The sequence below is a fragment of the Pseudomonas sp. GM33 genome (assembly GCF_000282295.1).
GTDB lineage: Bacteria > Pseudomonadota > Gammaproteobacteria > Pseudomonadales > Pseudomonadaceae > Aquipseudomonas > Aquipseudomonas laurylsulfatiphila.
Genome location: NZ_AKJO01000067.1, coordinates 96,759 through 120,686, shown reverse-complemented (window position 1 = coordinate 120,686; position 23,928 = coordinate 96,759). Strand labels below are relative to the sequence as shown.

General features: G+C 58.9%; 24 protein-coding genes. 12 read left to right on the top strand and 12 right to left on the bottom strand.

Annotation, left to right across the window (positions count from 1 at the left end):
• The first annotated feature begins 32 nt into the window (after positions 1-32).
• Positions 33-512: a hypothetical protein gene (locus PMI26_RS31330; RefSeq protein WP_007972709.1), complete on the top strand. Its 480-nt coding sequence runs from the start codon at positions 33-35 to the stop codon at positions 510-512.
• 228 nt (positions 513-740) lie between these two features.
• Positions 741-1,766: a 23S rRNA (adenine(1618)-N(6))-methyltransferase RlmF gene (gene rlmF / locus PMI26_RS20725; RefSeq protein ID WP_007972708.1), complete on the top strand. Its 1,026-nt coding sequence runs from the start codon at positions 741-743 to the stop codon at positions 1,764-1,766.
• A 123-nt stretch (positions 1,767-1,889) separates the two neighbouring features.
• Here the strand turns inward: rlmF and PMI26_RS20730 are convergent, their stop codons facing one another.
• Complete coding sequence (locus tag PMI26_RS20730; RefSeq protein WP_007972707.1) at positions 1,890-2,327, bottom strand: DUF3757 domain-containing protein; 438 nt, start codon at positions 2,325-2,327, stop codon at positions 1,890-1,892.
• Between the two features lie 302 nt (positions 2,328-2,629).
• Positions 2,630-2,911, bottom strand: coding sequence for an HU family DNA-binding protein (locus PMI26_RS20735; RefSeq protein WP_007905514.1), 282 nt, complete (start codon positions 2,909-2,911; stop codon positions 2,630-2,632).
• Positions 2,912-3,307: 396 nt separating this feature from the next.
• On the opposite strand from PMI26_RS20735, the gene yejK reads away from it, so the two are divergent.
• Positions 3,308-4,312, top strand: coding sequence for a nucleoid-associated protein YejK (gene yejK, locus PMI26_RS20740; RefSeq protein WP_007972706.1), 1,005 nt, complete (start codon positions 3,308-3,310; stop codon positions 4,310-4,312).
• On the top strand, positions 4,312-4,662 hold the full coding sequence (locus tag PMI26_RS20745; protein WP_007972705.1) for a glutaredoxin family protein: 351 nt from the start codon (positions 4,312-4,314) through the stop codon (positions 4,660-4,662). Before yejK ends, PMI26_RS20745 begins: the two co-directional genes overlap by 1 nt.
• A 107-nt stretch (positions 4,663-4,769) precedes the next feature.
• On the opposite strand, the gene PMI26_RS20750 is transcribed toward PMI26_RS20745, so the two are convergent.
• From PMI26_RS20750 to PMI26_RS20765, 4 genes are all read right to left on the bottom strand, one after another.
• The gene (locus tag PMI26_RS20750) at positions 4,770-5,705 is read right to left on the bottom strand and encodes a glutathione S-transferase family protein (protein ID WP_007972704.1); all 936 of its coding nucleotides are present in this window, start codon (positions 5,703-5,705) and stop codon (positions 4,770-4,772) included.
• A gap of 84 nt (positions 5,706-5,789) precedes the next feature.
• Positions 5,790-6,074 (bottom strand): GIY-YIG nuclease family protein, encoded by a 285-nt coding sequence (locus tag PMI26_RS20755; protein WP_007972703.1) that lies wholly within the window; start codon positions 6,072-6,074, stop codon positions 5,790-5,792.
• A gap of 40 nt (positions 6,075-6,114) precedes the next feature.
• Positions 6,115-6,585 carry a nuclear transport factor 2 family protein gene (locus tag PMI26_RS20760; RefSeq protein WP_007972702.1) on the bottom strand — a complete coding sequence of 157 codons (471 nt, stop codon included), beginning with the start codon at positions 6,583-6,585 and terminating at the stop codon, positions 6,115-6,117.
• Positions 6,586-6,695: 110 nt separating this feature from the next.
• Entirely contained in the window at positions 6,696-7,319 is a 624-nt protein-coding gene (locus PMI26_RS20765) for a response regulator (RefSeq protein WP_007972700.1), read from the bottom strand.
• 359 nt (positions 7,320-7,678) lie between these two features.
• Between PMI26_RS20765 and PMI26_RS20770 the strand changes: the two genes are divergently transcribed.
• The 5 genes from PMI26_RS20770 (at position 7,679) to PMI26_RS20790 (ending at position 13,605) form a co-directional block, all read left to right on the top strand.
• Positions 7,679-8,395: a fimbria/pilus chaperone family protein gene (locus tag PMI26_RS20770; protein ID WP_007972698.1), complete on the top strand. Its 717-nt coding sequence runs from the start codon at positions 7,679-7,681 to the stop codon at positions 8,393-8,395.
• 140 nt (positions 8,396-8,535) lie between these two features.
• The gene (locus PMI26_RS20775) at positions 8,536-11,004 is read left to right on the top strand and encodes a fimbria/pilus outer membrane usher protein (RefSeq protein ID WP_007972696.1); all 2,469 of its coding nucleotides are present in this window, start codon (positions 8,536-8,538) and stop codon (positions 11,002-11,004) included.
• 10 nt (positions 11,005-11,014) lie between these two features.
• Positions 11,015-12,157, top strand: coding sequence for a DUF1120 domain-containing protein (locus PMI26_RS20780; protein ID WP_007972694.1), 1,143 nt, complete (start codon positions 11,015-11,017; stop codon positions 12,155-12,157).
• Between the two features lie 82 nt (positions 12,158-12,239).
• Positions 12,240-12,863 (top strand): DUF1120 domain-containing protein, encoded by a 624-nt coding sequence (locus PMI26_RS20785; protein WP_007972693.1) that lies wholly within the window; start codon positions 12,240-12,242, stop codon positions 12,861-12,863.
• 91 nt (positions 12,864-12,954) lie between these two features.
• The gene (locus PMI26_RS20790) at positions 12,955-13,605 is read left to right on the top strand and encodes a DUF1120 domain-containing protein (RefSeq protein ID WP_007972691.1); all 651 of its coding nucleotides are present in this window, start codon (positions 12,955-12,957) and stop codon (positions 13,603-13,605) included.
• Positions 13,606-13,614: 9 nt separating this feature from the next.
• Here the strand turns inward: PMI26_RS20790 and PMI26_RS20795 are convergent, their stop codons facing one another.
• The 6 genes from PMI26_RS20795 to PMI26_RS20820 form a co-directional block, all read right to left on the bottom strand.
• Positions 13,615-14,919: a CynX/NimT family MFS transporter gene (locus PMI26_RS20795; RefSeq protein WP_007972688.1), complete on the bottom strand. Its 1,305-nt coding sequence runs from the start codon at positions 14,917-14,919 to the stop codon at positions 13,615-13,617.
• On the bottom strand, positions 14,909-15,568 hold the full coding sequence (locus tag PMI26_RS20800; RefSeq protein ID WP_007972687.1) for a FadR/GntR family transcriptional regulator: 660 nt from the start codon (positions 15,566-15,568) through the stop codon (positions 14,909-14,911). The genes PMI26_RS20795 and PMI26_RS20800 overlap by 11 nt, the downstream gene beginning before the upstream one ends.
• Before the next feature lie 270 nt (positions 15,569-15,838).
• Positions 15,839-16,603: an amino acid ABC transporter ATP-binding protein gene (locus PMI26_RS20805; protein WP_007972685.1), complete on the bottom strand. Its 765-nt coding sequence runs from the start codon at positions 16,601-16,603 to the stop codon at positions 15,839-15,841.
• A 10-nt stretch (positions 16,604-16,613) separates the two neighbouring features.
• A complete protein-coding gene (locus tag PMI26_RS20810) occupies positions 16,614-17,711 on the bottom strand; it encodes an amino acid ABC transporter permease (RefSeq protein ID WP_007972684.1) in 1,098 nt (365 codons plus the stop codon).
• Positions 17,712-17,721: 10 nt separating this feature from the next.
• Positions 17,722-18,903: an amino acid ABC transporter permease gene (locus PMI26_RS20815; RefSeq protein ID WP_007972682.1), complete on the bottom strand. Its 1,182-nt coding sequence runs from the start codon at positions 18,901-18,903 to the stop codon at positions 17,722-17,724.
• A 65-nt stretch (positions 18,904-18,968) separates the two neighbouring features.
• Positions 18,969-20,000 carry an amino acid ABC transporter substrate-binding protein gene (locus PMI26_RS20820; protein ID WP_007972676.1) on the bottom strand — a complete coding sequence of 344 codons (1,032 nt, stop codon included), beginning with the start codon at positions 19,998-20,000 and terminating at the stop codon, positions 18,969-18,971.
• A gap of 468 nt (positions 20,001-20,468) precedes the next feature.
• On the opposite strand from PMI26_RS20820, the gene PMI26_RS20825 reads away from it, so the two are divergent.
• The 3 genes from PMI26_RS20825 to PMI26_RS20835 all read left to right on the top strand — a co-directional run bounded on the left by PMI26_RS20825 (position 20,469) and on the right by PMI26_RS20835 (position 23,794).
• Positions 20,469-21,125 carry an alpha/beta hydrolase gene (locus tag PMI26_RS20825; RefSeq protein WP_007972674.1) on the top strand — a complete coding sequence of 219 codons (657 nt, stop codon included), beginning with the start codon at positions 20,469-20,471 and terminating at the stop codon, positions 21,123-21,125.
• 110 nt (positions 21,126-21,235) lie between these two features.
• Entirely contained in the window at positions 21,236-22,726 is a 1,491-nt protein-coding gene (gene rhlB, locus PMI26_RS20830) for an ATP-dependent RNA helicase RhlB (RefSeq protein WP_007972672.1), read from the top strand.
• A gap of 123 nt (positions 22,727-22,849) precedes the next feature.
• Positions 22,850-23,794 carry an ornithine cyclodeaminase family protein gene (locus PMI26_RS20835; protein ID WP_007972671.1) on the top strand — a complete coding sequence of 315 codons (945 nt, stop codon included), beginning with the start codon at positions 22,850-22,852 and terminating at the stop codon, positions 23,792-23,794.
• Positions 23,795-23,928: the final 134 nt, after the last annotated feature.

The following is a 23,928-nucleotide window of genomic DNA, read 5'->3' as shown; positions in this document are numbered from 1 at the left end:
AAATCAAACACCTCTGAAAAAGGACTTTCAGCATGAGCAGCAATCGTCAAAAATCTTTTCTTGCCACGTTAAGCCTTAGCACTAAACCAATAGGATTGATTTCACACCCCGGCAATACAGTTTCAGTTTTGAGCCAAAAACTTACGGGTGAAGCAGACATTTTTTATTTTCGATGCACGGACGATGCGTACACACTTTACATTCGATCTCAGGGTGATTATTTCGGCAAGGCAATAGGCCGTAGCGGAAATTTTTTCACTTACAGCGAACCGCACGATTCAGAAACATTCAAAATCGTCAACAAGGAAGGCGAAACGCTCACCTTGGATGAGCTGAATACCGATAACGAAAAAGTATATTTGCGCACTCGTAGTGACGAGCGCGTCAATGCTGAATTTATATTCCTTGAAGGGGGAGCAAGACTGCTCGCAAATGGCCAAGTCAACATAACCCTTGACCTTAACATTATCGAACGCGATACGCCTTACCTTAGCGACCCAGACGAAATTTAAAATTATTTGCTCAAACGCTAGATAGTTAGCCCCTAACAACCAGGGGCTAACGCTAATGCAGATAAAACCAGGCGACGACAAGGTATTTTAAAGTCTAAACGGCGTCGGAGCTTTTTAAAAAAACATGCACCATGGAGTAGGGGTGCCCAGAGCTCAATCAGGCACGTGCGATTCTCATTTGTGGGAGAATGGGCGTCATATTGAACCACCTCCTGAATCGACGCCCCCATGACCGCCCCCAGCAAACCCAAAGCACCGCGCAAGCAGCCAAATCCTCCAACGCCTTCTGTGGCGCCGCGTGAAAAAGCCAGCCTGCACCCACGCAATCGCCATCAGGGTCGCTACGACTTTCCGGCGCTGATCAAAAGCACGCCGGAACTGAAAAAATTCGTGATCATCAATCCGTACGGCAAGGAAAGCATCGACTTTGCCAGCCCGGAGGCTGTGCGGGTGTTCAACCGGGCGCTGCTCAAGTCGTTCTATGGCATCGCTCACTGGGACATTCCGGCCGACTACCTGTGTCCGCCAGTGCCAGGCCGTGCCGATTACGTGCACTTCCTCGCCGACCTGCTGGCCAGCGGGAATGACGGAGCGATCCCCCGTGGTGCTGCCGTGAAGGTGCTGGACATCGGCATGGGCGCCAACTGCGTGTATCCGCTGATCGGTTACAGCGATTATCGCTGGCAATTCCTTGGCTCCGACATCGATGCGACCGCCATCGCCGCGGCGAAGGCCATCATTCAATCCAATGGCCTGAACAAGGCGATCCAGGTACGCCAGCAGAGCAACCCCAAACAGATCCTCACAGGCCTGCTGGAGAGCGCAGAGCGGTTCGACCTGACCATGTGCAACCCGCCATTCCACGCCTCGCTGGACGAGGCCACGCGGGGCAGTACGCGCAAATGGCGAGCTCTGGGCAAGGCCGATCCGAAACGCAAGCTGCCGGTGCTGAACTTTGGCGGGCAGGCAGCGGAACTGTGGTGTGAGGGCGGGGAAGTTCGTTTCGTCACGCAACTGGTCAGCGAGAGCGTGCAGGTGTCGCAACAAGTGCTGTGGTTCAGCACGCTGGTGTCGAAAGCATCGAACCTGCCGGCAATCCAGACGGCCCTGAGCAAGGCCGGCGCGCTGGACAGTCGGGTGGTGGAAATGGGCCAGGGACAGAAGCAGAGCCGCTTCGTCGCCTGGACCTTCCAGACCCAGGCGCAGCAACAGGCCTGGCGTCAGACCCGATGGTCTAAAGCTACAGCAGAGTAAAAAACCGGACGCACAAAAAAGCCGTGTAGAGATGACTCCTGTACACGGCTTTTTGCGAGCCTTGGCGGTTAACGGTGAAGCTTAGTCCCACACCCTAAACTACCTGATAACTTTCCTGGCAACTCAGCGCTTTGTTGCACGAACATTCTCTTTGAACGCACAGGCTCGCGCCTCCTTGCTATCGCAGTAATACTGACCCAGCCATTCCTCCCATGGCCCATTGGTATCAATACTTACGACAGTTCCCTCTCGCTTGTACCGCATATCCAGTTCGCCTCCATTTTTCAGCATGTAACCGCAACGCAGAATTTCACCGGCTACAGTGCTGATCTCGGCCGCTATGCGAGGCGCGAATATCGCCAGTTCGAACTCACCTACCGGTCCACGCCCGGTTTGCGAAACACCGTACCATTCCCCTTCGCCACTGGCTGTCGGGGCCTTATAGGCACCGGCTACCAACTCCTTGATGTCAGCAGGGCTTGGGCAATATTCGGTCACATTGGCCAACGCCTGACCGGACACCAGAAACGATACGCACATCAACAACTGTTTAACTTTCATAAAAACATCCCTGTAACGAACAACTGAAATTTGGTTTGGCTTTTACGAAAAGCCGTGCGCTACGCCTTATCGATACTACCGACCCAAGGCGCGCACTCAACTGTCAGTTCTGTAGGAGCGTTCGTTTTATACAGGGAGAAAAGTGTTATTTCAGAACAAACGAGCTATCTCGATGAAACGTGCAGTAACAACCGCTTCCACAACGAAATTATTGCCAAAGTTTACCTCGCGTAAACTTTTTCAAAGCCCATAAAAAAACCGTGCCCGGATCGCTCCGGCGCACGGTTTTTTCTTAACAAGTCTTACTTGTTAACAGCGTCGGTCAGGCCTTTGGCCACAACCAGCTTGATCACTTTCTTGGCAGCGATTTCGATGGCAGCGCCAGTCGAAGGGTTACGGCCAGTGCGGGCAGGACGCTCAGTCACTTTCAGCTTGCCGATACCTGGCAGAGTGATTTCGCCGCCGTTTTCCAGCTGATCGGCAACGATTTGGCCCAGTTGGTCCAGAGCGTTACGCGCGGTGGTTTTCGGCGCGTCGATAGCTTCAGCGATGTCGGCGATCAGTTGGTCTTTAGTAAGAGCCATTTAGTGTTCCTTCCCTATCAAATTCATATGGATTGCAGAGTGCAATGTCAGCCATCGAGCCCGATCTTCTGGATCTGGCACCCTCGGCCAAATAACCTCGGGATCGGGGTTATAGATACCGAAATCAGGGTTTGGTTCGACCTGACAAATGCTGACTGCACGCTTAACGCAGTGACTTCGCGCAAGACCGGGCAAAGCTAGCACACAGACGTGGAAATATCCGCCTCTAGCTACCCATTTGGTCAGCTTTATTGCGCTAAAACAGCAAAAAAACGCATAAGAACCGTCGGTCGCCTGCCAATTGCCCTTCGCGCCGCGCCAAAACCAGTGGTTGCGGTACACTGAGCGCTTTTTCGGGGGAGCACGCCCTCCTCTCCTCATTCAGCCGAGAAGCCCATGCCGATCCGTCATTGCATCGTCCACCTGATCGACAAAAAACCCGACGGCACACCTGCAGTTCTCCACGCCCGTGACTCCGAACTGGCCGAGTCCGCGGCCATCGAGAACATGCTCGCCGACCTCAACGAAAGCTATAACGCCAAACAGGGCAAAGCCTGGGGCCTGTTCCATCCGGAATCCGGTGCATTTCCGTTCAGCGGCTGGCTGAAGGAGTACCTCGAGGGCAGCCAGGATTTCACGGCGTTCAGCCGCGTGGCGGTCGAACACCTGCAAAAACTGATGGAAGAATCGAACCTGTCCGTCGGCGGCCATGTGTTGTTCGCACACTATCAGCAAGGCATGACCGACTACCTGGCCATCGCCCTGCTGCACCACAGCGAAGGCGTGGCCGTGACCGATGAACTGGACGTGACCCCGTCCCGTCACCTGGACCTGGGCCAATTGCACCTGGCGGCGCGGATCAACGTTTCCGAGTGGCAGAACAATAAACAATCCAAGCAGTACATTTCGTTCATCAAAGGCAAGAACGGCAAAAAGGTTTCGGAGTATTTCCGCGACTTCATCGGCTGCCAGGAAGGCGTCGACGGTCCGGGTGAAACCCGCACCCTGCTCAAGGCCTTCAGTGATTTCGTTGAAAGCGAAGACCTGCCGGAAGACGACGCCCGCGAGAAGACCAAGACCCTGGTGGATTACGCCAGCAGTCAGGCCAAGCTCGGTGAACCGATGGGCCTGGAAGAATTGTCGGGGCTGATCGACGAAGAACGCCCGAAGGCCTTCTACGATCACATTCGCAACAAGGACTACGGCCTGTCGCCGGAAATCCCGGCCGATAAACGCACCCTGAACCAGTTCCGCCGATTCACTGGCCGCGCCGAAGGCTTGTCGATCAGTTTCGAAGCGCACCTGCTGGGTTCGAAGATCGAGTACGACGAAGAAGCCGGCACCCTGATCATCAAGGGCCTGCCCACTTCGCTCACCGATCAGCTGAAGCGTCGCAACTGATGCTCGGCGGGGTACTGAAAAAATTCCTGCTGATCCTGCTGGTGGTCGTGGCTTACCAGAACTGGGGCAAGATCGAGCGGGTGTTCAACCCTTCGCAAGTGGTGCCAGCACAGACGCAGGCCCGGGCCAACGTCGTGCTCTATGCCACCGAATGGTGTGGTTACTGCAAGCTGACCCGGCGCTTTCTCGATCAGAAAGGCATTCCGTACAAGGAATTCGATATCGAGAAAGATGCCGTCGCGCGCGGGGACTATCAGGCGCTGGGCGGTGGCGGCATTCCGATCATCGATGTGAACGGGACGCTGATTCGCGGGTATGACCCGGATGCGATTCTGGCTGCACTGAAGTAACCCTGTAGGAGCGAGCTTGCTCGCGAAAAAACCATGGGCCCCGCTGAGCATCCGGTTTTACGCGTTATCGTTCACGATCTTCGCGAGCAAGCTCGCTCCTACAATGGTCAGATGGCTTCGATACGGAAACCAAACCGCGGGAAGTGCACATGCACCACCCCGCCACGCTCGTCCTTGCGTCGTACGATCAATTCTTCACTGCCGGCAAACAGCAGCTCCCCCCCGACCGGATCAACGCCGTAGTCCGTGGCGGCGATCACCACCTGCTGACCCGCCGTGAATCCGTTGGGATCGACGAACTGCTCATCCGGCAATGCCGCTGGCGTGGACCTGCGCGCCACCTCCAGTGCCTCTTCGGACGTCATCTCGCTGGAGGCGCCATGACCAAAGCCCAATACCCGAGAGTGCCACGCATTGACTGCCGGGTAAGCCTCGACCAGCGGAGCCGTCACCGGTGTGGCCTTGAGGAACCAGAGGCAATGGGCCAGGGCAAAGTCGGCAATCGACGGTTCACCGAACAGGAAATCACCCTCTTCACGCTGCAACTGCAGCTCCAGCCGCGACATGATCGTTGGCCACTGATGCTTGGCCTGTTCGGCAGACAATCTTGTCGCGCTACCACCACTGAACAAACCGGCACGGTCGGCCAGAAACGCCTTGATCGCTTCCGGCGATAAATTGCCAAAGCGCACCGCTATCGATTCCGGCTGGAACACCAGACTGACCGCGTGCTGGAACACAACAGAGTCGGCCCAGGCTGCAAACGACGCGGTGATCATTTCCTGACCTTGCGGAAAGAACGCCGGTAAGGCTTTTTCCTGTTCCAGTCGCCGGGCAATCAATGCCGTATCGCAATAAATATCTGCACCGACCTGCAACACCGGTGTCTTGCGGTAGCCACCGGTCAACGCCGTAAGGTCCGGTTTGGGCATCACTGGCGAGATCTTCACCGAGCGCCATGACAAGCCCTTGAAGCCCAGCAGCAGGCGGGCCTTCTCGGCAAAGAGGGACGTCGGGTAATGATGCAGAATCAACTCGGACATGCTCGGCTCCGCCGCACAAATTAGGAATCCGCAGCTTAGCGCGCAATCGGTTGGCAGCCTACAGATGTGCCTGATGGGAGCCGATCAGCCAGATTGATAAGACGCGACCAGACATTCCTTGGCGCTTTTGCGCAGTTTCTTGATCAGCCGTTCCTGGCGCAGCGCATCGCTTTTGTCGCGACAAAGTTCGGTGTAGACCAGCGCCATGGCCGGGCTGGAAAGAAAGAACCGTGCCCCCTTGCCACTTTGATGCTTGGCGAAGCGGCGCACGGGATCATCGCTGACCCCGCAATACAGCGAACCATTGGCCGCGCGAACGAGGTAGACGAACCAGGGCTTGCTGACGGGAGACTCGCTTGGGGTGGTCACGGCACGATCAAGGCTTGAAAGGAAACAAGCCGCGATCTTATCAGCGACCGGCCTGAAATGCCTTCAGCCCCTTCAATGCCTGGGCGCGAACGGCGTTGCGCACCAGTGGCGTCCAGCCCAGCAGCAGACCTTTGAAACCCAATGCCTGACGTGACCAGGTCCACAGATCAAAGCTGTCGTGATGCTCGCAAATCCTGCCGTCACGGAAGATAAAACGCGCCTGGATATCATTGACCACGGTGTTGCCGGTCTGGCTGAACAGGTAGGTCGCCACCCAATGGGCGCCACCGGTGCGCCCGTCGGCGTGAACATGATCGAAAGTCAGGGAAAAATCCTTGGCCCGAGTCGTCAGCATGCGCCACATGTCACCGGCATCGCGACCGCGAAGCTCACCGAACGCCGGGTCACTGAACACCACGTCGTCGGTGTAGCAGGCAGCCATGGCTTCGGCATCCAGGCGCTGGAAAGCCTGGTAGAAACGGGTGATCAAGGCGCTATGGGCTTCACTCATCTGCGGGGTCCCCCGGGTTTGCATAATGATTTCGAAAGAGTGCCCGCACGATAGTCTGCAAATGCATCGAACACTATCGGCATTCACGATGAAAATAACGCGATGACTATTCAGGTCATTCCGCTGTCCCGAGCGTAGGAAAAAAGATCAACGTCCGTGGAAATACCTAACCGGAGCATAGCCATTTTCTTTTGCTTACTGATGGTCGACACGCTGCGATTGAAGTGAGCGGCGATTTCGCTGACGGTCATGCCACTGGCGAGCATTCGGACCACTTCGTGCTCCTTGGCTGACAAGGGTGATTCGTGAAACTGATCGCGGGTATTGGCCAACAGCGTGCGCAGGGACTTGCTGAGGTAACGGCGTCCTTCCTGCACCGCATTGATTGCCAGGGGCAACTCCGTCGCCGATGCGGTTTTGGCGACGATGCCCATTACCCCTTGCGCCAGCGCAGCCCTTGCCGTCACCACACTGGTAAACATCGTCACCAGGATGATTGGCAAGGTCGGGTAATGACGCTGAATCGTACTCAACATTTTCAAACCATCGGCCTGTAGCCCTCCCGGCATGGAGAAGTCGGTGATCAGCAGTTCGCAGGACGTACTTGAAAGCAGATTCATCAAGTTGTCGACACTGTCGGCCTCACCGACGATCACGCATCGTCGACTGGCGTTGATGAGAATGCGTAGGCCGACACGAACGACGGAATGGTCGTCAGCAATAACGACTCGCATTGTGGGATACCTCCTGCTGGTGGCGCAAAAGCGCGGAAAGTAGCGCCGTTCCTGCCCCCTCCACAACGCCTCGAAAAACCCTCTGACATCGCATCCCCAATGTATTCAATGAGCTAACTCTTTGCCCATCCAACAAATAGATGGTTCCTACATTGAGGCGCGCTGAAGACTACGCAGGAGGACTACAACTGAAAGAGTCCTCGTGAGAAAACGTTGCGTAGTCCGCAACACTCTTTCATACACGCCCGCTCTCTTTTCGTATTAGTTGCATACCACCCAGTGACTTCGACCGATAAATTGAATCCTGTCCGCACCACCCCCGGCATTTACTTTTTACGAAACGCTCAACGAGACACGTCATGACGATGTTTTCAACAATCGCACGCCACCTGCTCAATTCCGGCATCGGCACACTCTCTCTCCTGCTGACCGTACAGGCCCAGGCCGATGGCATGGTGCCGAATACTTCCGTTGTCATCGTCAACGAAGCTGATGGCGAAGCGTCCGTTTCAGTAACCAACACTGATTCCACACTGGCGTTGATGCACGTCACCATCGAAGACATCCCCGAAGACACCGAGCCCCTGGCATTTGTCACGCCACCGCTGGCGCGCGTCGAAGCGTCGAAAACGCAATTGGTTCGGTTCATTCTTCAAGCAGAAAAACCCCTGCTCACCCAGCGTCTGAAGCGGGTGATCTTCGAAGGCATTCCCCAAGGCAAACCCGCAGTCGAAGCCGGGCATGCCCGCGTGGGTGTGACAGTGCGCCAGAATCTGCCGCTGATCCTTCACCCCAAAGGCCTGGCGCCTAATCGCACGCCCTGGACCGACCTGCAATGGTCGTTGAAGGACGCGCAACTGACCGTGCGCAACGATACGCCCTACGTGGTACGTCTGGGCCAGGAAGTGACATTGTTACCTTCTGCCAGCAGCGTCCTGCTACCTAAAACCTATGTATTGCCCGGTGAACACATCAGTGTTCCGGTGCCAGCAGGTGCCGCCACGCAAGTGCGTTTTCAGCCGGCCACCGTCTACGGTTTCAGCGTGCCTCACCATGAGGCGCCCATCAAACCCTGAAATCACAACCACTCCACAGCGCCCTCTGAAGAACAGTGAGCGCTGATGTTTCAAGGCAACGGCCCTCTAGCCATTGCCAAGAGCGTGTCTGAAGCCAGAGCAAAACAGGCGAGCACGCCGACCTCACCCAAGCGAACCCAATGAACACAGCATTAATTTACCGTGATGGCGAAGCCGTGCCCGCCATTCAAGCCGCTGCTCACCCTCGTCTGTTATGGCGACCGGCCCCGCTGGCGCTGCTGCTGACCAATGCGTTGATGGTACTAAACGCCCAGGGAGATGTTTCCTTGCCTACTTCATTCGACAAAAGCACGTTGCTGCAGCGAGGCATTGACCCAGCGCTGGCCACGTCGCTGATGCAAGCGCCGCGATTCACGGCCGGAATGCACCCGGTCACCCTCACGGTCAATGGCCAGCGCCATGGTCGGGTAGACGTCAGATTCAACCGCGAGGGAGCGTTGTGCTTCGATCGCACCCTGCTTGATGCGGCCAGTCTGAATGTACCCAGTCAGATGCTGGGTGACAGCCAGTGCCACGATTTTCTCGGCACCTCGCCGCAGACCATCATCGAACAGGATCCGGCGAACCTTGCCTTGGCATTGATCGTGCCCACCGACGCAATACGTTCCACTGCCCGGGATTTTTCCGGCTATCGAACCGGCGGCTTCGCCGGCCTGCTCAATTACGACATCACCGGTCTGCACAGCCGTTTTGGCGATCGATCGAGTCGCTACGCAGCGGCCAACACCGAACTCGGTTTCAACGCCGGGGACTGGATCGTGCGCAGTCGCCAGGTGCAGAGCTGGCAGGACGACCGTTCTCGAACGACTCATATCGCGGCGTATGCCCAGCGCACGTTCGTCAGCCAGGAGGCCGTGCTGCAAGCGGGTCAGATCAACCTCTATAACCCGGTCCTCGCCGGCGCGCAGATCACCGGGGTGCAGATACTCAATGAGCACGCCTTGCAGGTGGAAGGACAAAACGCCGTCATCGAAGGCATTGCCCACAGCCAGGCGCAGGTCGAGATTCGGCAGAACGGCTCACTGATTCATTCGACGGTGGTTCCCGCCGGCCCGTTTGCCTTGAACAACGTGCGCCGCCTCAACAGCCGCTCCGATGTGCACGTCACGGTCAGGGAATCCGATGGCAGCGAGCGCAGCTTTACCATTTCCGCGGCAATGCTCGGCATCGACTTGCCGGCGCCCGGTTATTCACTGGCGGCTGGCCAGGTCCGCAGTACAGGCGCCCAACAGGGCGATGATCCCTGGGTGATCAGTGGCGGCTGGAGCGCTGCAATCGCTCCGCAAGCACTGTTCAGTGCAGGACTGACCGGCGCGGCCGACTACCGCGCGGCAGGTGTCGGCGTGGGTCTGCTGCCCTCGCCCGGCACCCAGGTTCAAGCCACACTGACAGCTGCTGACGCCACTGGCAGCAAAGCCAGTCAGGGACTTCAAGCCGACCTTAACGTCACCCACCGCTTGAGCGATCAATGGGCGCTCAATGGAGGAAGTGCCTACCGAACCTTTGGTTACCGTGAGCTGGAAGATGCGGTCTTCGACCGCACCTCCGACTTCAGTCAATCCCGTTACCGCGACCAACAAAGCGCCAGCCTCTCCTGGTCGCATCCCTGGCTCGGAGCCCTCAGCGGTGGTTTGAGCAGGTCAAGCACGTTTGACGGCCAAAGCAGCAGCCGCGCCATCGCCTCCTGGGGCACCCGCATTGCCAGTGTGTCGGTGTCGACGACCGCCGAATGGCAGATCAGTGGCATGAACCGCGCAGACAACAGTGTCTACCTGAATCTGAGCATCCCTTTGGGGGAGAACCGCCAGGTGAGTACCTGGGTGCGCAGTTCTGCTGGCGAATCCCGCAGCGGTGTGGGCTTGAGTGAGCAGATCAGCGATCAACTGGCGTATCGGGTCGGCGTCGAACGGGACACGCGCGACAGGCAGGTGGAATCCACCGCCGGTGTTTCGCTGCTGCCGCGCTACACCCAACTGGACCTGAATTACACCCGCGCCGATGCCGAGCGTTCCAGTTATCAGGCCAGCGCCCGAGGCGGTGCCGTGCTGCACGGCGGTGGCCTGACGCTGTCGCCTTACCCGGTGAGCGACACCTTTGCACTGCTCTCGGTCGGAGACATGGGCGCCATCAAGGTGACGACGCCCAGCGGCCCGGTCTGGACCGACTGGCAAGGTCAGGCAGTGATCCCGCAAGTGGCGGCTTACGGCCGCAGCAAGGTGGAAGTCGACCCCAAAAGCCTGCCGCGCAACGTCGACATCCACAACGGGCTGGCGATGATTACTGCCGGTCGCGGTGCCGTCGACAGCGTCGAGTTCGGCATCAGCCTTACCCGCCGGGCATTGCTCAAGGTCACCACCGCCAACGGCGTGCCCCTGCCGCGCGGCGCCGCGGTGAACACCGCGGATGGCGAATTCATCACCCTGGCGCAGGACGGCGGCCTGGTGTTCCTGCCCAACGCCCTTGACTCCCGCACGTTGTGGGTCACCGCGCCGGGGTTGGAGCGCTGCGAACTGAGCTTCGAATTGCCCCAGGACGTCGACCCCCAGGCGTACTACGAAACCGCCCCCGCCAAGTGCCAATCCCTATGAGGAGGACTTCATGAATCTATCCGGTTATTGGCTACCGACCCTCGCGTCCCTGGCAGCGAGCGGATTCACCTCGCTCGCCTCGGCGTCCGCTGACGACTGTCAATTCAACCTGAGCCAGCCCTTGCTCGATTACGGACTGATGAACCGGGCGCTTCGCCCCGATTCGGCACCGGAGCGAAACCTGGGCGAGCGTCAGCTGAGTCTGAGCCTGAACTGCTCACATCCCACCGACATGAGCCTGTTTTATCGAGCCCTGGCCGCGACTGCCGAACGTTTCCACTTTGCTGAACGCGGCAGCTATCAGATCCGTATTCGCGAAGCGGTGCTGGATGGTCAACCGGTAGCGATCGGGTTGATTGCCGGCGTCGGTCAATCACCCGCAGAAACGGCGTCGAGCCTGATTTGGCGACCGGCGCACGGGATCGTTCCCGTACTCGCAGGCATGCCATTACAGGGCCGTCAATTCTCGGCGCAGCTTGAGCTGACTGCGTGGGTTCAAGAGCGCGGGCTGCAAGTGCGCGACGCGGTCACCTGGCAGGCCTCCGGTGTATTTGATGCTGTGGCTATCGGGCGCACCCCGGAGATTACTTTGCGTGCCCGTTTCGCGCCGGCGGCTTGTGAGCCGACGCTGTCCGACGGTGGCGTGGTCGACTTCGGCACGCTGTCCAGAAACGACCTGAACACTGACACAAGCACTCGCCTGCCGCCCAAGTCCCTGACGTTGAGTGTCAATTGCGATGCGCCCACCGCATTCGCCCTGACCATGCACGACAACCGCTCAGGCTCGGCGACGGTCAGCAGCGAAAGTACCTACGGCCTGGGCACCGACTACCGCAACAACAAGATCGGCCTGTATTCAGTGAGCGTCGAACCCGCCGGCGCCAGGGCCGACAGTTTTGCCAGGCTCTTTCAAACCCACTCCACTACCGGTGGCGTGGCCTGGAATACGTCCAGCATCAACGCGCGCTCAATCGGAACAACCAGCTACCTGGGCTTTACCGACACTGTCGGCACTAGCTCGGGCCCGATCCCGATCCAGAACCTCAGCACCACCTTGACCGTCGACGCCGTCATTGCGCCGACCAGCAGCCTGGACTTGAGCAGCGCCATCGACCTCGATGGCGCGGGGACGATCGAGATTATCTATTTGTAACACCCAACCCAATCCTGCTGAAAACGGGGCGAAACAGGCCTCTCGGACTAGCCAGGAAAACAACCACAGAAGTGAGTAAAAAATGAAAAAGTACTTTGCAGCACTTTCAACCACCGCACTGATCTGCGTCGCACCGCATGCCCTTGCGGCGTCGAATACTCCCCTGAAAGTCACAGGCTTCATCACGCCGGCCGCTTGTGATATCAACTTGAGTCGTGGGGGGCTTGTCGACATCGGCAAGAAATCGGTGAATGACCTTCATCCCACCAGCAACACCTTGGTGGATACGACAAAGATTCAACTGACCATGGCGTGTAGTGAAACGATGCCATTCATGCTGAACCCCATCGATCACAGGCCAAATACTGCAGCAGGAGCAGGCGATTACTTTGGAGTGGGATTGACCCCTGACAATGAAAAACTCGGCTTCTTTGATATAGCGATCACAGCATCCACGGCAGATACAACCCCAGTACAGGCGATTGGCTCTTCTGATGGCGGGGCAACCTGGGCCAAGCAAGACCGCATCAAGTTAGGCAACCAGTCATCGGTTGCCGCTACTAGTGATCACGCCACGCGGATTGAGGTCAAGGATCTCACCATGGACCTGGAAATCAAAACCTACATTGCCGGTACCGACACCTTGACCATAGACAACGAAATCCCTATCGACGGCCTCGCAACGATTGAGGTTTGGTACAAGTAAAGTCATGACACTGAACCGCTCGCAGCGCAAGCGAACGTGAGCGGTTCAGCGCCTGCAGGGACAACCCGCTCAAACGAATGAGCATCCATGGATGAAAAATCACTTCGCAGCACTCTCGCTCACCGGGTTGATTGGCCTGGTGCCTCATGCCCTCGCCGCGTCGTCCGATGAATTGACCGTCAAAGGCCTCATCACCCCACTGGCCTGCACACCCAGCCTGTCCAACAGCGGCCTCGTGGAATTCGGAAAAATCCCCCGGCGGGATCTGAATGTCGATAAGCGCACGCGGCTGCGTGACCAGACACTCGACTTCAGCATCCAGTGCTCGGCCCCCGGCCGCTTCGCCCTGCTCATGCGTGACGACCGCGAGGGCTCGGCCATCGTCAACAGTCAGATTTATTACGGTCTGAACTACGACGGCAGCGGCAACAAAATCGGCTTGTACTCATTGAATTTCAATCCTGAAAATACGGTCGTGGACGACCTGTCGCAGGTCTTTAGCACCGATTCGACCACCGGTGGCGCGGCCTGGAGTACATCGAGCAACCGCGCCATACCCATTGCTGCCAGGAGCTATCTGGGCTTCACCGACAGAGCAGGAAGCAACGCCGGCCCGATCGCCATTCGCCATCTGACGAGCCGGGTCATCGTCGAAACCGTTATCGCGCCAACCTCCGAGCTGGACCTGAGCACCCTTGTACAACTCGATGGCTCGGCGACGCTGGAGATTGTTTACCTGTAGCGCCGTACTTCAGACTTTCTCGCTTTGTACTTGGACGTACAGCGAACGACCGGCACCCAGGCCGGCGATGATCGCACCCAGGCCGATGACGCCGAAGATCCAGCCCACCGCCGTCCAGCCACCGGTCCAGTCATGCACGATACCGACCGCGAACGGCCCCATGGACGCCAGGGTGTAACCAAAACCCTGGGCCATGCTCGACAGGTTCGCCGCCACATGGGAGTCCCGCGAGCGCAGCACGATCAGGGTCAAGGCCAGGCTGAACGTGGCGCCCTGCCCCAGCCCCAACACGATCGCCCAGCCCCACAAACCTTCGATCGGCGCATACAGACAACCGAACAGACCGCCGAGGGTCATAACCATCACGATCACGATCGCCAGGCGCTGGTCCTTGCCGCGAGTCGCCAGCCAGGGTGCCGCGAGGGAGCTGATCAGTTGCACGATCACCGAACCCGACAGCACCAGCCCGGCCTGGGTCGGGGTCAGGCCGCGCCCGATCAGGATCGACGGCAACCAGCCGAACACGATGTAGGCCAGAGACGATTGAAGGCCCATGTACAAGGTCACCTGCCAGGCCAGCGGATCGCGCAGCAAGCCTCGAACGCGGTAGGCAACGTTGTGCGCGCCGTGTTTCTGGCCGACTTGCGGCAACCAGAACAGCGCCGCGGCCAATGCCGGAATAACCCAGAAGCCGAGGCCCAGCGCCCAGCTGTTGTCGAAGTGCTCGCTCAGCGGCACGGTCGCACCCGCCGCCATCGCCGCGCCCAGGCACAGGGCCATGGTGTAGACGCCGGTCATGGTCCCGGCCTGTTTCGGGAAATCGCGCTTGACGATGCCTGGCAGCAACACACCGATCACGCCAATGCTGGCACCGGCCAGCACACTGCCGGCAAACAGGCCGATCCCACCGAATGAACTGCGCAGGATGATGCCGCCAGCCAAGGTCAGAAGAATGCCCAGCACCACCCGCTCAGCCCCAAAGCGTCTGGCCAGCAGTGGTGCCAGCGGCGCAAACAGGCCAAGGCAAAGCACCGGCAACGTGGTCAGCAATCCTGCCGCAGACGCCGACAAGCCGAGGGACTTCGAGACCTCGCTGAGCATCGGCGCCATGCTCGACAGCGCCGGGCGCAGGTTCAGCGCCACCAGAATCAGGCCCAGCAGCAACAGCCATGGCCGGCGCAGAACCGGGTGGGTTTGCTGAACCTGTTCGTCATCAGCCTCGGCGTCGATCAGCAGCTCTTCCAGCTCTGCCGAGCGTTTTGCGGCTGTGGATAAATCACTGCGCGGTATCGACTTCTCGGTTTCAAGGTTCATTGATCAACTGCCTCGACAAGGATTTGGCCCGCTCCGGATCGCGTTGTTCGACGGCATCGAGCAATTCGATATGCAGGTCGAACACTTCCTGGCGGCGCGGGACGATGCTCAGGGTCTGGCGCAACTGCGCGCCGACGATGCTGGAGAAATAGCGATACAACTCGCTGAGGGTCGGGTTATGCGCGGCGTCCACCAGACGGCGGTGGAACACCAGATCGCAGGCAATGTAGGTGTCGAGATCGCCATGGTAGTGACTGCCGCTGACACCCAGCGCCTCGCGCAATGCCACCAGGTCTTCATCGGTGCGGCGCATGGCTGCCAGGCCGATGGCCTCGACTTCAAGGATGTGCCGGGTTTCCCGAGCCTGCTCAAGGGAGCAACGGGACAGCGCCTTCAGGGTATCGAGCGGATCGACCACCGCCCGCAGGTAACTGCCGTCGCCCTGACGGATTTCGATCAACCCGGAAAACGCCAACACGCGCATGGCTTCGCGCACGGTGTTGCGGCTGATGCCCAGTTCCGCCGACAACTCGGGCTCGGTGGGCAAACGCTGGCCAACGACCCAGATGCCCTGGTTGATACGCTGGCGCAGTTGGTCCAGGGCCTGATCGACCAGGGATCGTTTTACCAATGGAGAGATTTCTGACATGGAATTCGCCCTCTCATCCAATCATAGGATGAATTTTCTGACATGTTAGTCAACATATTCCAAGAGGGCAACCGTTCAGAATTGGCGCGTAGCACACCCCCTGTGGGAGCGGGCTTGCTCGCGAAGGCGGCTTAACATTCAACTTGTATGTTGCCTGACACTCCGCTTTCGCGAGCAAGCCCGCTCCCACAGTTTTTTGCATTCGGACGTTAAATCGCGGGCAAAAAAAACCCGGAACATGTCCGGGTTTATTTCAGTGCCTGGGTTCGATCAATGCAGGATCTGGCTCAGGAACAGCTTGGTGCGATCATTCTGTGGGTGATCGAAGAAGTCGTTCGGCGCGGCCTGTTCGACGATTTCGCCCTTGTCCATGAAGATCACGCGGTTGGCCACGGTGCGGGCGAAGCCCATTTCGTGGGTCACGCAGAGCATGGTCATGCCGTCTTCGGCCAGGCCGATCATGGTGTCCAGTACCTCTTTCACCATCTCCGGGTCGAGTGCCGACGTCGGCTCGTCGAACAGCATGATTTTCGGTTTCATGCACAGCGCGCGGGCGATCGCCACACGCTGTTGCTGACCGCCGGACAACTGCCCCGGGTATTTATGCGCCTGCTCCGGAATGCGTACGCGTTCCAGGTAGTGCATGGCGATTTCCTCGGCCTTGCGCTTGGGCATCTTGCGCACCCACATCGGCGCCAACGTGCAGTTCTGCAGGATGGTCAGGTGCGGGAACAGGTTGAAATGCTGGAACACCATGCCGACTTCGCGGCGGATCGCTTCGATCTGCTTGAGGTCGTTGGTCAGTTCCACGCCATCGACCACGATGCGGCCCTGCTGGTGTTCTTCCAGGCGGTTGAGGCAACGGATGGTGGTGGACTTGCCGGAACCCGACGGGCCGCACAACACGATACGCTCGCCCTGCTTGACGTTGAGGTTGATGTCTTTCAGCACGTGGAACTGGCCGTACCACTTGTTCACGCCCTGCATCTGAATAATGCCTTCAGGGCTCACAGGCTTTTTATTTGCTTCGCTCATAAAAGAACTCCTAACGCTTGTGGCCTGTGTCGAGCTTGCGTTCCAGATGCATGGAATAGCGCGACATACCAAAACAGAAAATCCAGAACACCAGGGCGGCGAACACATAGCCTTCGGTGGCCATGCCCAGCCACTTCGGATCGGCGGCGGCTTGCTTGACGCTGTTGAGCAGGTCGAACAGGCCGATGATGATCACAAGGCTAGTGTCCTTGAACAGCGCGATGAAGGTGTTGACGATACCGGGGATCACCAGCTTCAGGGCTTGCGGCAAAATCACCAGGCCCATGCTGCGCCAGTAGCCCAGCCCCATCGCTGCAGCCGCTTCGTACTGCCCCTTGGGAATCGCTTGCAGGCCACCGCGCACCACCTCGGCCACATAGGCCGACTGGAACAGGATCACGCCGATCAGGGCCCGCAGCAGCTTGTCGAAGTTCATGCCTTCAGGCAGGAATAGCGGCAGCATCACCGAGGACATGAACAGCACCGTGATCAGCGGCACGCCGCGCCAGAACTCGATGAAGGTCACGCAGACCACCCGAATCGCCGGCATGTTCGAACGACGCCCCAGGGCCAGGACAATCCCCAGCGGCAGCGCACCGGCGATGCCGACAGTGGCGATCACCAGGGTCAGCATCAGGCCGCCCCACTGGCTGGTCGCTACCTGGGTCAGGCCGAAGATGCCGCCGTGCAACAGGAAGTAGGCAATGATCGGGTACAACACCAGGAAGCTCAGGCCATACACCGCTTTACGGTGAAAGCGCGAGATGAACAACGGTGCCACGCCGATGACCGCCAACCACACGGTCAGGTCCACGCGCCAGCGCAGTTCCGGCGGGTAGTAGCCGTACATGAATTGGCCGAAGCGCTGCTGGATGAACACCCAGCAGGCGCCCTCCTTGGTGCAGTCGGCGCGGGTCGTGCCCACCCAGTTGGCGTCGAGGATGGCCCACTGCAGGATCGGCGGCACCACCAGGTAGATGAGGTAGAACGCAAACAGGGTCAGCAGGGTATTGAGCCAGCTGGAGAACATGTTCGCGCGCATCCACGCCACCACACCGATACTGCTGCTCGGTGGGGGCATGTCGGGTTTGAAAGTATGAGTGCTCATGCGCTTTTCCTTACCGCTCGATCAGCGCAATGCGCTTGTTGTACCAGTTCATCAGCAGGGAAATGCTGATACTGATCGCCAGGTACACGCTCATGGTGATCGCAATCACCTCGATCGCCTGGCCGGTCTGGTTGAGCACGGTCCCGGCGAACAGCGAGACCATTTCCGGATAACCGATACCGGCCGCCAGCGAGGAGTTCTTCGCCAGGTTCAGGTATTGGCTGGTCAGCGGTGGAATGATCACGCGCAGGGCTTGCGGGATGATCACCTTGCGCAGGGTCGGGCCGTTACGCAGGCCGAGGGAATGCGCCGCTTCGGTCTGGCCGTGGCTGACCGACTTGATGCCCGAGCGCACGATCTCGGCGATGAACGCCGCGGTGTACACAGTCAGGGCCAGTGTCAGCGCCAGCAGTTCCGGGATCAGTACCCAGCCACCGACAAAGTTGAAGCCTTGCAGCTTCGGCATTTCCCAGTGCAGCGGCGCGCCGAAGATCAGTGCGCACAAGGCCGGGATCACCAGGAACAGTGCCAGGCCGGTCCAGAACTTGTGGAACGGCACGCCGGTTTCTTCGAAGCGCTTGGTGGCCCAACGACTCATCAGCACGATGGCGACGATGGCGACTACAACGCTGACCACAAACGGCCAGAAACCCTCTGCCATCAACGCCGCCGGCATGTTCAGGCCACGACTGCTGACAAAGAAGGTGTCGCCGAAATTGTGACTGTTGCGCGGCCCCGGCATGGTCAGGAACACCGCGAAGTACCAGAACAGGATCTGCAGCAGCGGCGGAATGTTGCGGAAAACTTCCACATACACCGTCGCCAGCTTGGCAATGATCCAGTTCTTCGACAGCCGCGCCACACCCACGATGAAACCCAGGATCGTCGCCAGGATCACGCCGATGAAAGTCACCAGCAGGGTGTTGAGCAGGCCGATGACAAACACCCGGGCGTATGTGTCCGCTTCGGTGTAGTCGATCAGGTGTTGAGCGATGCCGAAACCGGCACTGCGCTCCAGAAAGTCGAAACCGGAGGTAATGCCCCGGTGCTGCAGGTTGGTCTGGGTGTTATCGAACAGATACCAGCCCAGCGAGACCACCCCGATAACCGTGATGATCTGGAATACCCACGCACGCACTCGTGGATCGCTGAGGCTGAGCCTCTGCTTAGGTGCGCCGATTGAATTTTGCATGAAGTGCCCCGGAAATAATGGAACAGAACATCACCCGGTGGTTGGCCCACCGGGTGATAGAACCATCAGCGCACTGGTGGTGCGTATTGAATGCCGCCAGCGTTCCACAGAGCGTTCAGCCCGCGGTCGATTTCCAGCGGAGTGCTCTTGCCGAGGTTTTTCTCGAACACTTCGCCGTAGTTACCCACTTGCTTGACGATCTGCACGACCCAGTCTTTCTTCACTTTCAGGTCTTTGCCGTATTCACCGTCGGTACCCAGCAGACGGGCAACATCAGGGTTCTTGGTGCCCTTGGCTTCGGCTTCGACGTTCTTCGAAGTGATGCCGGCTTCTTCAGCGTTGAGCATGGCGTAGCCAGTCCAGCGCACGATGGCCAGCCACTCGTCGTCGCCATTACGCACGACCGGGCCCAGAGGTTCCTTGGAAATGGTTTCCGGCAGAACCACGTAGTCCTTCGGCGAAGCCAGCTTGCTGCGCTGGGCGAACAGCTGGGATTTGTCGGAGGTCAGTACGTCGCAACGACCGGATTCCAGCGACTTGGCGCTTTCGTCGGAGGTGTCGAAGGTGATCGGGGTGTATTTCAGGCCGTTGCCGCGGAAGTAGTCGGAAACGTTCAGCTCGGTGGTAGTACCGGCCTGGATGCAGATGGTTGCGCCGTCCAGCTCTTTAGCGCTTTTCACGCCCAGCTTGTTGTTTACCAGGAAGCCGATGCCGTCGTAGTAGGTGATGAAGCCTGGGAATTTCAGGCCCATGCCCGCGTCACGGGAACTGGTCATGGTGGTGTTGCGCGACAGAATGTCGATTTCGCCGGACTGCAGCGCGGTGAAGCGCTCCTTGGCGTTCAACTGGCTGAACTTGACCTTGGTCGCGTCGCCGAAGACAGCCGCCGCCACTGCACGGCAGTAGTCAGCATCGATACCGACGATCTTGCCGGTGGAATCCGGAACCGAGAAGCCTGGCAGGCCATCGCTGACGCCACACTGCACGAAACCTTTCTTCATCACTGCATCCAGGGTTGCACCCGCCTGGGCAAACCCGCTGACACCGAGTACCGCGGCTGCAGTCACGATAGCCAGGGTGGATTTCAACATCTTCATTCAAACCTCCAGTTTTGCTCTTGTTGTGTCGGAGCGTGAGTCCTGTCGCACCCTTTTGAGGCGTAGTCGACCCGTGTTGGCTTGTTTTTGGGTCAACCGACGTAAGACGTTAGCTATGAGTCTAGTAGGAGAAAATCCACATCATGGAAAACTCACCCTCACCAGTCGGCCGAACGGGCTGTAGCCCTTTCACGTTCGCGAAGCCCCGTAGCGGCCATTGGCGAACATCCATCACCGGATTCATTGCTATCCCACAGTCGGCAGTACACTGATAGTGTTACCGCTGGTCGTAGGATTTTTCATACAGCCTTCGACATAGCAAAGGCCGTACCACACAGCCCGCCAAAGCGGTTCAGCTGCGCGTCAATAGCAAAACTTGTACGCTTGCGACATCTTCTTAACAGATCAACCTGACGCGCTTTTGGGTCACGCACTTAATAGGCGCGCACGCACAACATTGGAGCAGACATGACCGCCCCCCTGATTCTTGAACCCGTCAAGCCCGCAGACGCCTGCGTCATCTGGCTCCACGGCCTGGGCGCCGATCGCTACGACTTCTTGCCCGTGGCCGAAGCGCTGCAGGAAACATCGCTGACCACCCGCTTCGTTCTCCCTCAGGCCCCCACCTGCGCCGTCACCATCAATGGCGGATACGAGATGCCGAGCTGGTACGACATCTTGGCCATGAGCCCCGCGCGCGCAATCAACCGCGAGCAACTGGAAGAGTCGTCGGAGCGGGTCATTAAATTGATCGACACCCAGCGAGCCATCGGAATAGACGCCTCGCGGATTTTTCTGGCTGGTTTCTCCCAGGGCGGTGCCGTGGTGTTCCACACCGCGTTTCTGAAGTGGCAGGGACCGCTGGGTGGCGTCGTTGCCCTTTCTACTTATGCACCGACCTTCAGTGACGATCTGGAACTGTCCGCCAGCCAGCAGCGCATTCCGGTACTGTCGATGCACGGCCAATACGACGATGTGGTGCAGAACTCGATGGGACGCAGCGCCTACGAGCACTTGAAGCATCGTGGTGTCACCGTGACATGGCAGGAATACCCAATGGGCCACGAAGTGTTACCCGAGGAAATTCGCGACATTGGCACCTGGCTCACCGAACGCTTGCGTTAACCCTTGAGGTTCCTTTCTTTGTTTAAAAGGCCCCTTTGATCCATCCCACTACGCCGCGCCCGATTCTTGCATTACACTGGCCGGCGTACATTCCTTAACCAATTGATGAGATGACCGTGCTCAAAGCACTCAAGAAAATGTTCGGTAAAAGCGAGACTGAGCAACTCGCGCCAGTCCCCAGCGCTCCGTCTCACGCTCCCAGCCACCGCACCGACGGTAATCAGCCTGAACGGGCCGTCACCACCGCGGCACCCAAGCATGAGCCGAAGTCCGCCCCCGCTGCCCAGCCTGTGGCAATAGCAGCCCCGGAACAGCCGCTCAGCGAAACGCCGAAACCCGCCAAACCGCGCCGCGAACCCAAGCCCAAGGCGCCGGTCATCCCATGGAAACTCGAAGACTTCGTTGTCGAGCCCCAGGAAGGTAAAACCCGCTTCCACGATTTCAAGCTGGCCCCTGAACTGATGCATGCCATCCAGGACCTGGGCTTCCCGTATTGCACGCCGATCCAGGCACAGGTGCTGGGTTTCACCCTCGCCGGCAAAGACGCCATCGGCCGCGCCCAGACCGGTACCGGCAAAACCGCTGCGTTCCTGATCTCGATCATCACCCAGTTGCTGCAAACCCCGCCGCCGAAAGAGCGCTACATGGGTGAGCCACGGGCGCTGATCATCGCGCCGACCCGCGAACTGGTGGTGCAGATCGCCAAGGACGCCGCCGACCTGACCAAGTACACCGGCCTCAACGTCATGACCTTCGTCGGCGGCATGGACTTCGACAAGCAGCTCAAGCACCTCGAAGCCCGCCACTGCGACATCCTGGTGGCCACACCGGGCCGCCTGCTGGACTTCAACCAGCGCGGCGACGTGCATCTGGACATGGTCGAAGTGATGGTGCTGGACGAAGCCGACCGCATGCTCGACATGGGCTTCATCCCGCAAGTGCGCCAGATCATTCGCCAGACGCCGCCCAAGGCCGAGCGCCAGACGCTGCTGTTCTCCGCGACCTTCACCGAAGACGTGATGAACCTGGCCAAGCAATGGACCACTGACCCTGCCATCGTCGAAATCGAAGTCACCAACGTGGCCAACGAAAACGTTGAGCAGCACATCTACGCCGTGGCCGCTGCCGACAAATACAAACTGCTCTACAACCTGGTCAACGACAATGGCTGGGAACGGGTGATCGTGTTCGCCAACCGCAAGGATGAAGTGCGGCGCATCGAAGAACGCCTGGTGCGCGACGGCATCAACGCCGCGCAACTGTCCGGTGACGTGCCGCAGCACAAGCGCATCAAGACCCTCGAAGGCTTCCGCGAAGGCAAGATCCGCGTCCTGGTCGCCACCGACGTGGCCGGTCGCGGTATCCACATCGACGGCATCAGCCACGTGATCAACTTCACCCTGCCGGAAGTGCCGGACGACTACGTGCACCGCATCGGACGGACCGGTCGTGCTGGCGCCGACGGTGTGTCCATCAGCTTTGCCGGTGAAGACGACTCCTACCAGTTACCGTCCATCGAGGAAAAACTGGGGCGCAAGATCAGTTGTGAAACACCACCGACGCATCTGTTGCGGGCGGTTGAGCGCAAGCGTCCGCACTAAACGACGCTGAAAAGACAAGCGCAGCCGGAAACGGACTGCGCTTTTTTTTCGCCCGGATATTGTGAGATAAAACTAAAAGTCCATAATGGACAAATTAGTTTACTTCCAGCTCCGGAGCCGACCATGTCCAATACGCCCCAAGTGATCAACCAACACCAGGCTCGCGAGTTGCTGGCGCAGGTCGACGTGCCGCAGATCCTGCGCAAAATGTTCCGCGACCTGGCGGCCGGGCAAGCCGTGCAACCGGCACAACAACTGGTGGAATTTCCCCGGGGCGCCGGCGACTTCATCAACTACCTGGGGGTATTGGCCGAAGACGGCGTGTACGGCATCAAGACTTCGCCGTACATCGTCCGTGAGCAGGGCCCCTTGGTGACCGCGTGGACTGTGCTGATGTCGATGCAGACCGGCCAGCCGCTGTTGCTGTGCGACGCGGGCGAACTGACCACCGCACGCACCGCCGCGACCACCGCCGTGGCGGTCGATGCCCTCGCGCCGCTGGCTGCCAAGCGCCTGGCCATCATCGGCAGCGGCAAGGTGGCCCAGGCGCACCTGCATTACGTGAAAAGCCTGCGCGAATGGCAGAGCATCAGCTTGTACGCGCCGAACCTGAACGTTGATGCTCAGACCATGAGCCTGCTGAAAAACATCGAGCCACGCCTGAACATCGTCGAGAGTCGCGAAGCAGCCGTGCAGGACGCCGACGTGATCATGCTCTGCACCTCATCCGCAGGTCCGGTGATCGATCCGTCGAGCTTGCGCAAACCGGCGCTGATCACCTCCATCAGCACCAACGCCCCGCGTGCCCACGAAGTGCCGCCGCAAAGCCTCAATGCCATGCAGGTGTTCTGCGACTATCGCCTGACCACCCCCGGCGCGGCTGGTGAAATGCTGATCGCCGGCGAACAACACGGCTGGGACAAGGGCGCGATTGTCGGCGACCTGCCCGACCTGCTCAGCGATAAAGTCCAGCGCCCCGGTTACGATCGACATGTGTTTTTCCGCTCCATCGGCCTGGGTCTGGAAGATATTGCGCTGGCCAATGCCATCTACCGCCTCACGCACTAACACCAACAGTCACCTGTGGGAGCGAGCTTGCTCGCGATAGCTATCTGTCATTCAGAAATGATGTTGACTGATACACCGCCATCGCGAGCAAGCTCGCTCCCACAAAGGCACCGACTTCATTGGCATTGGCGCTC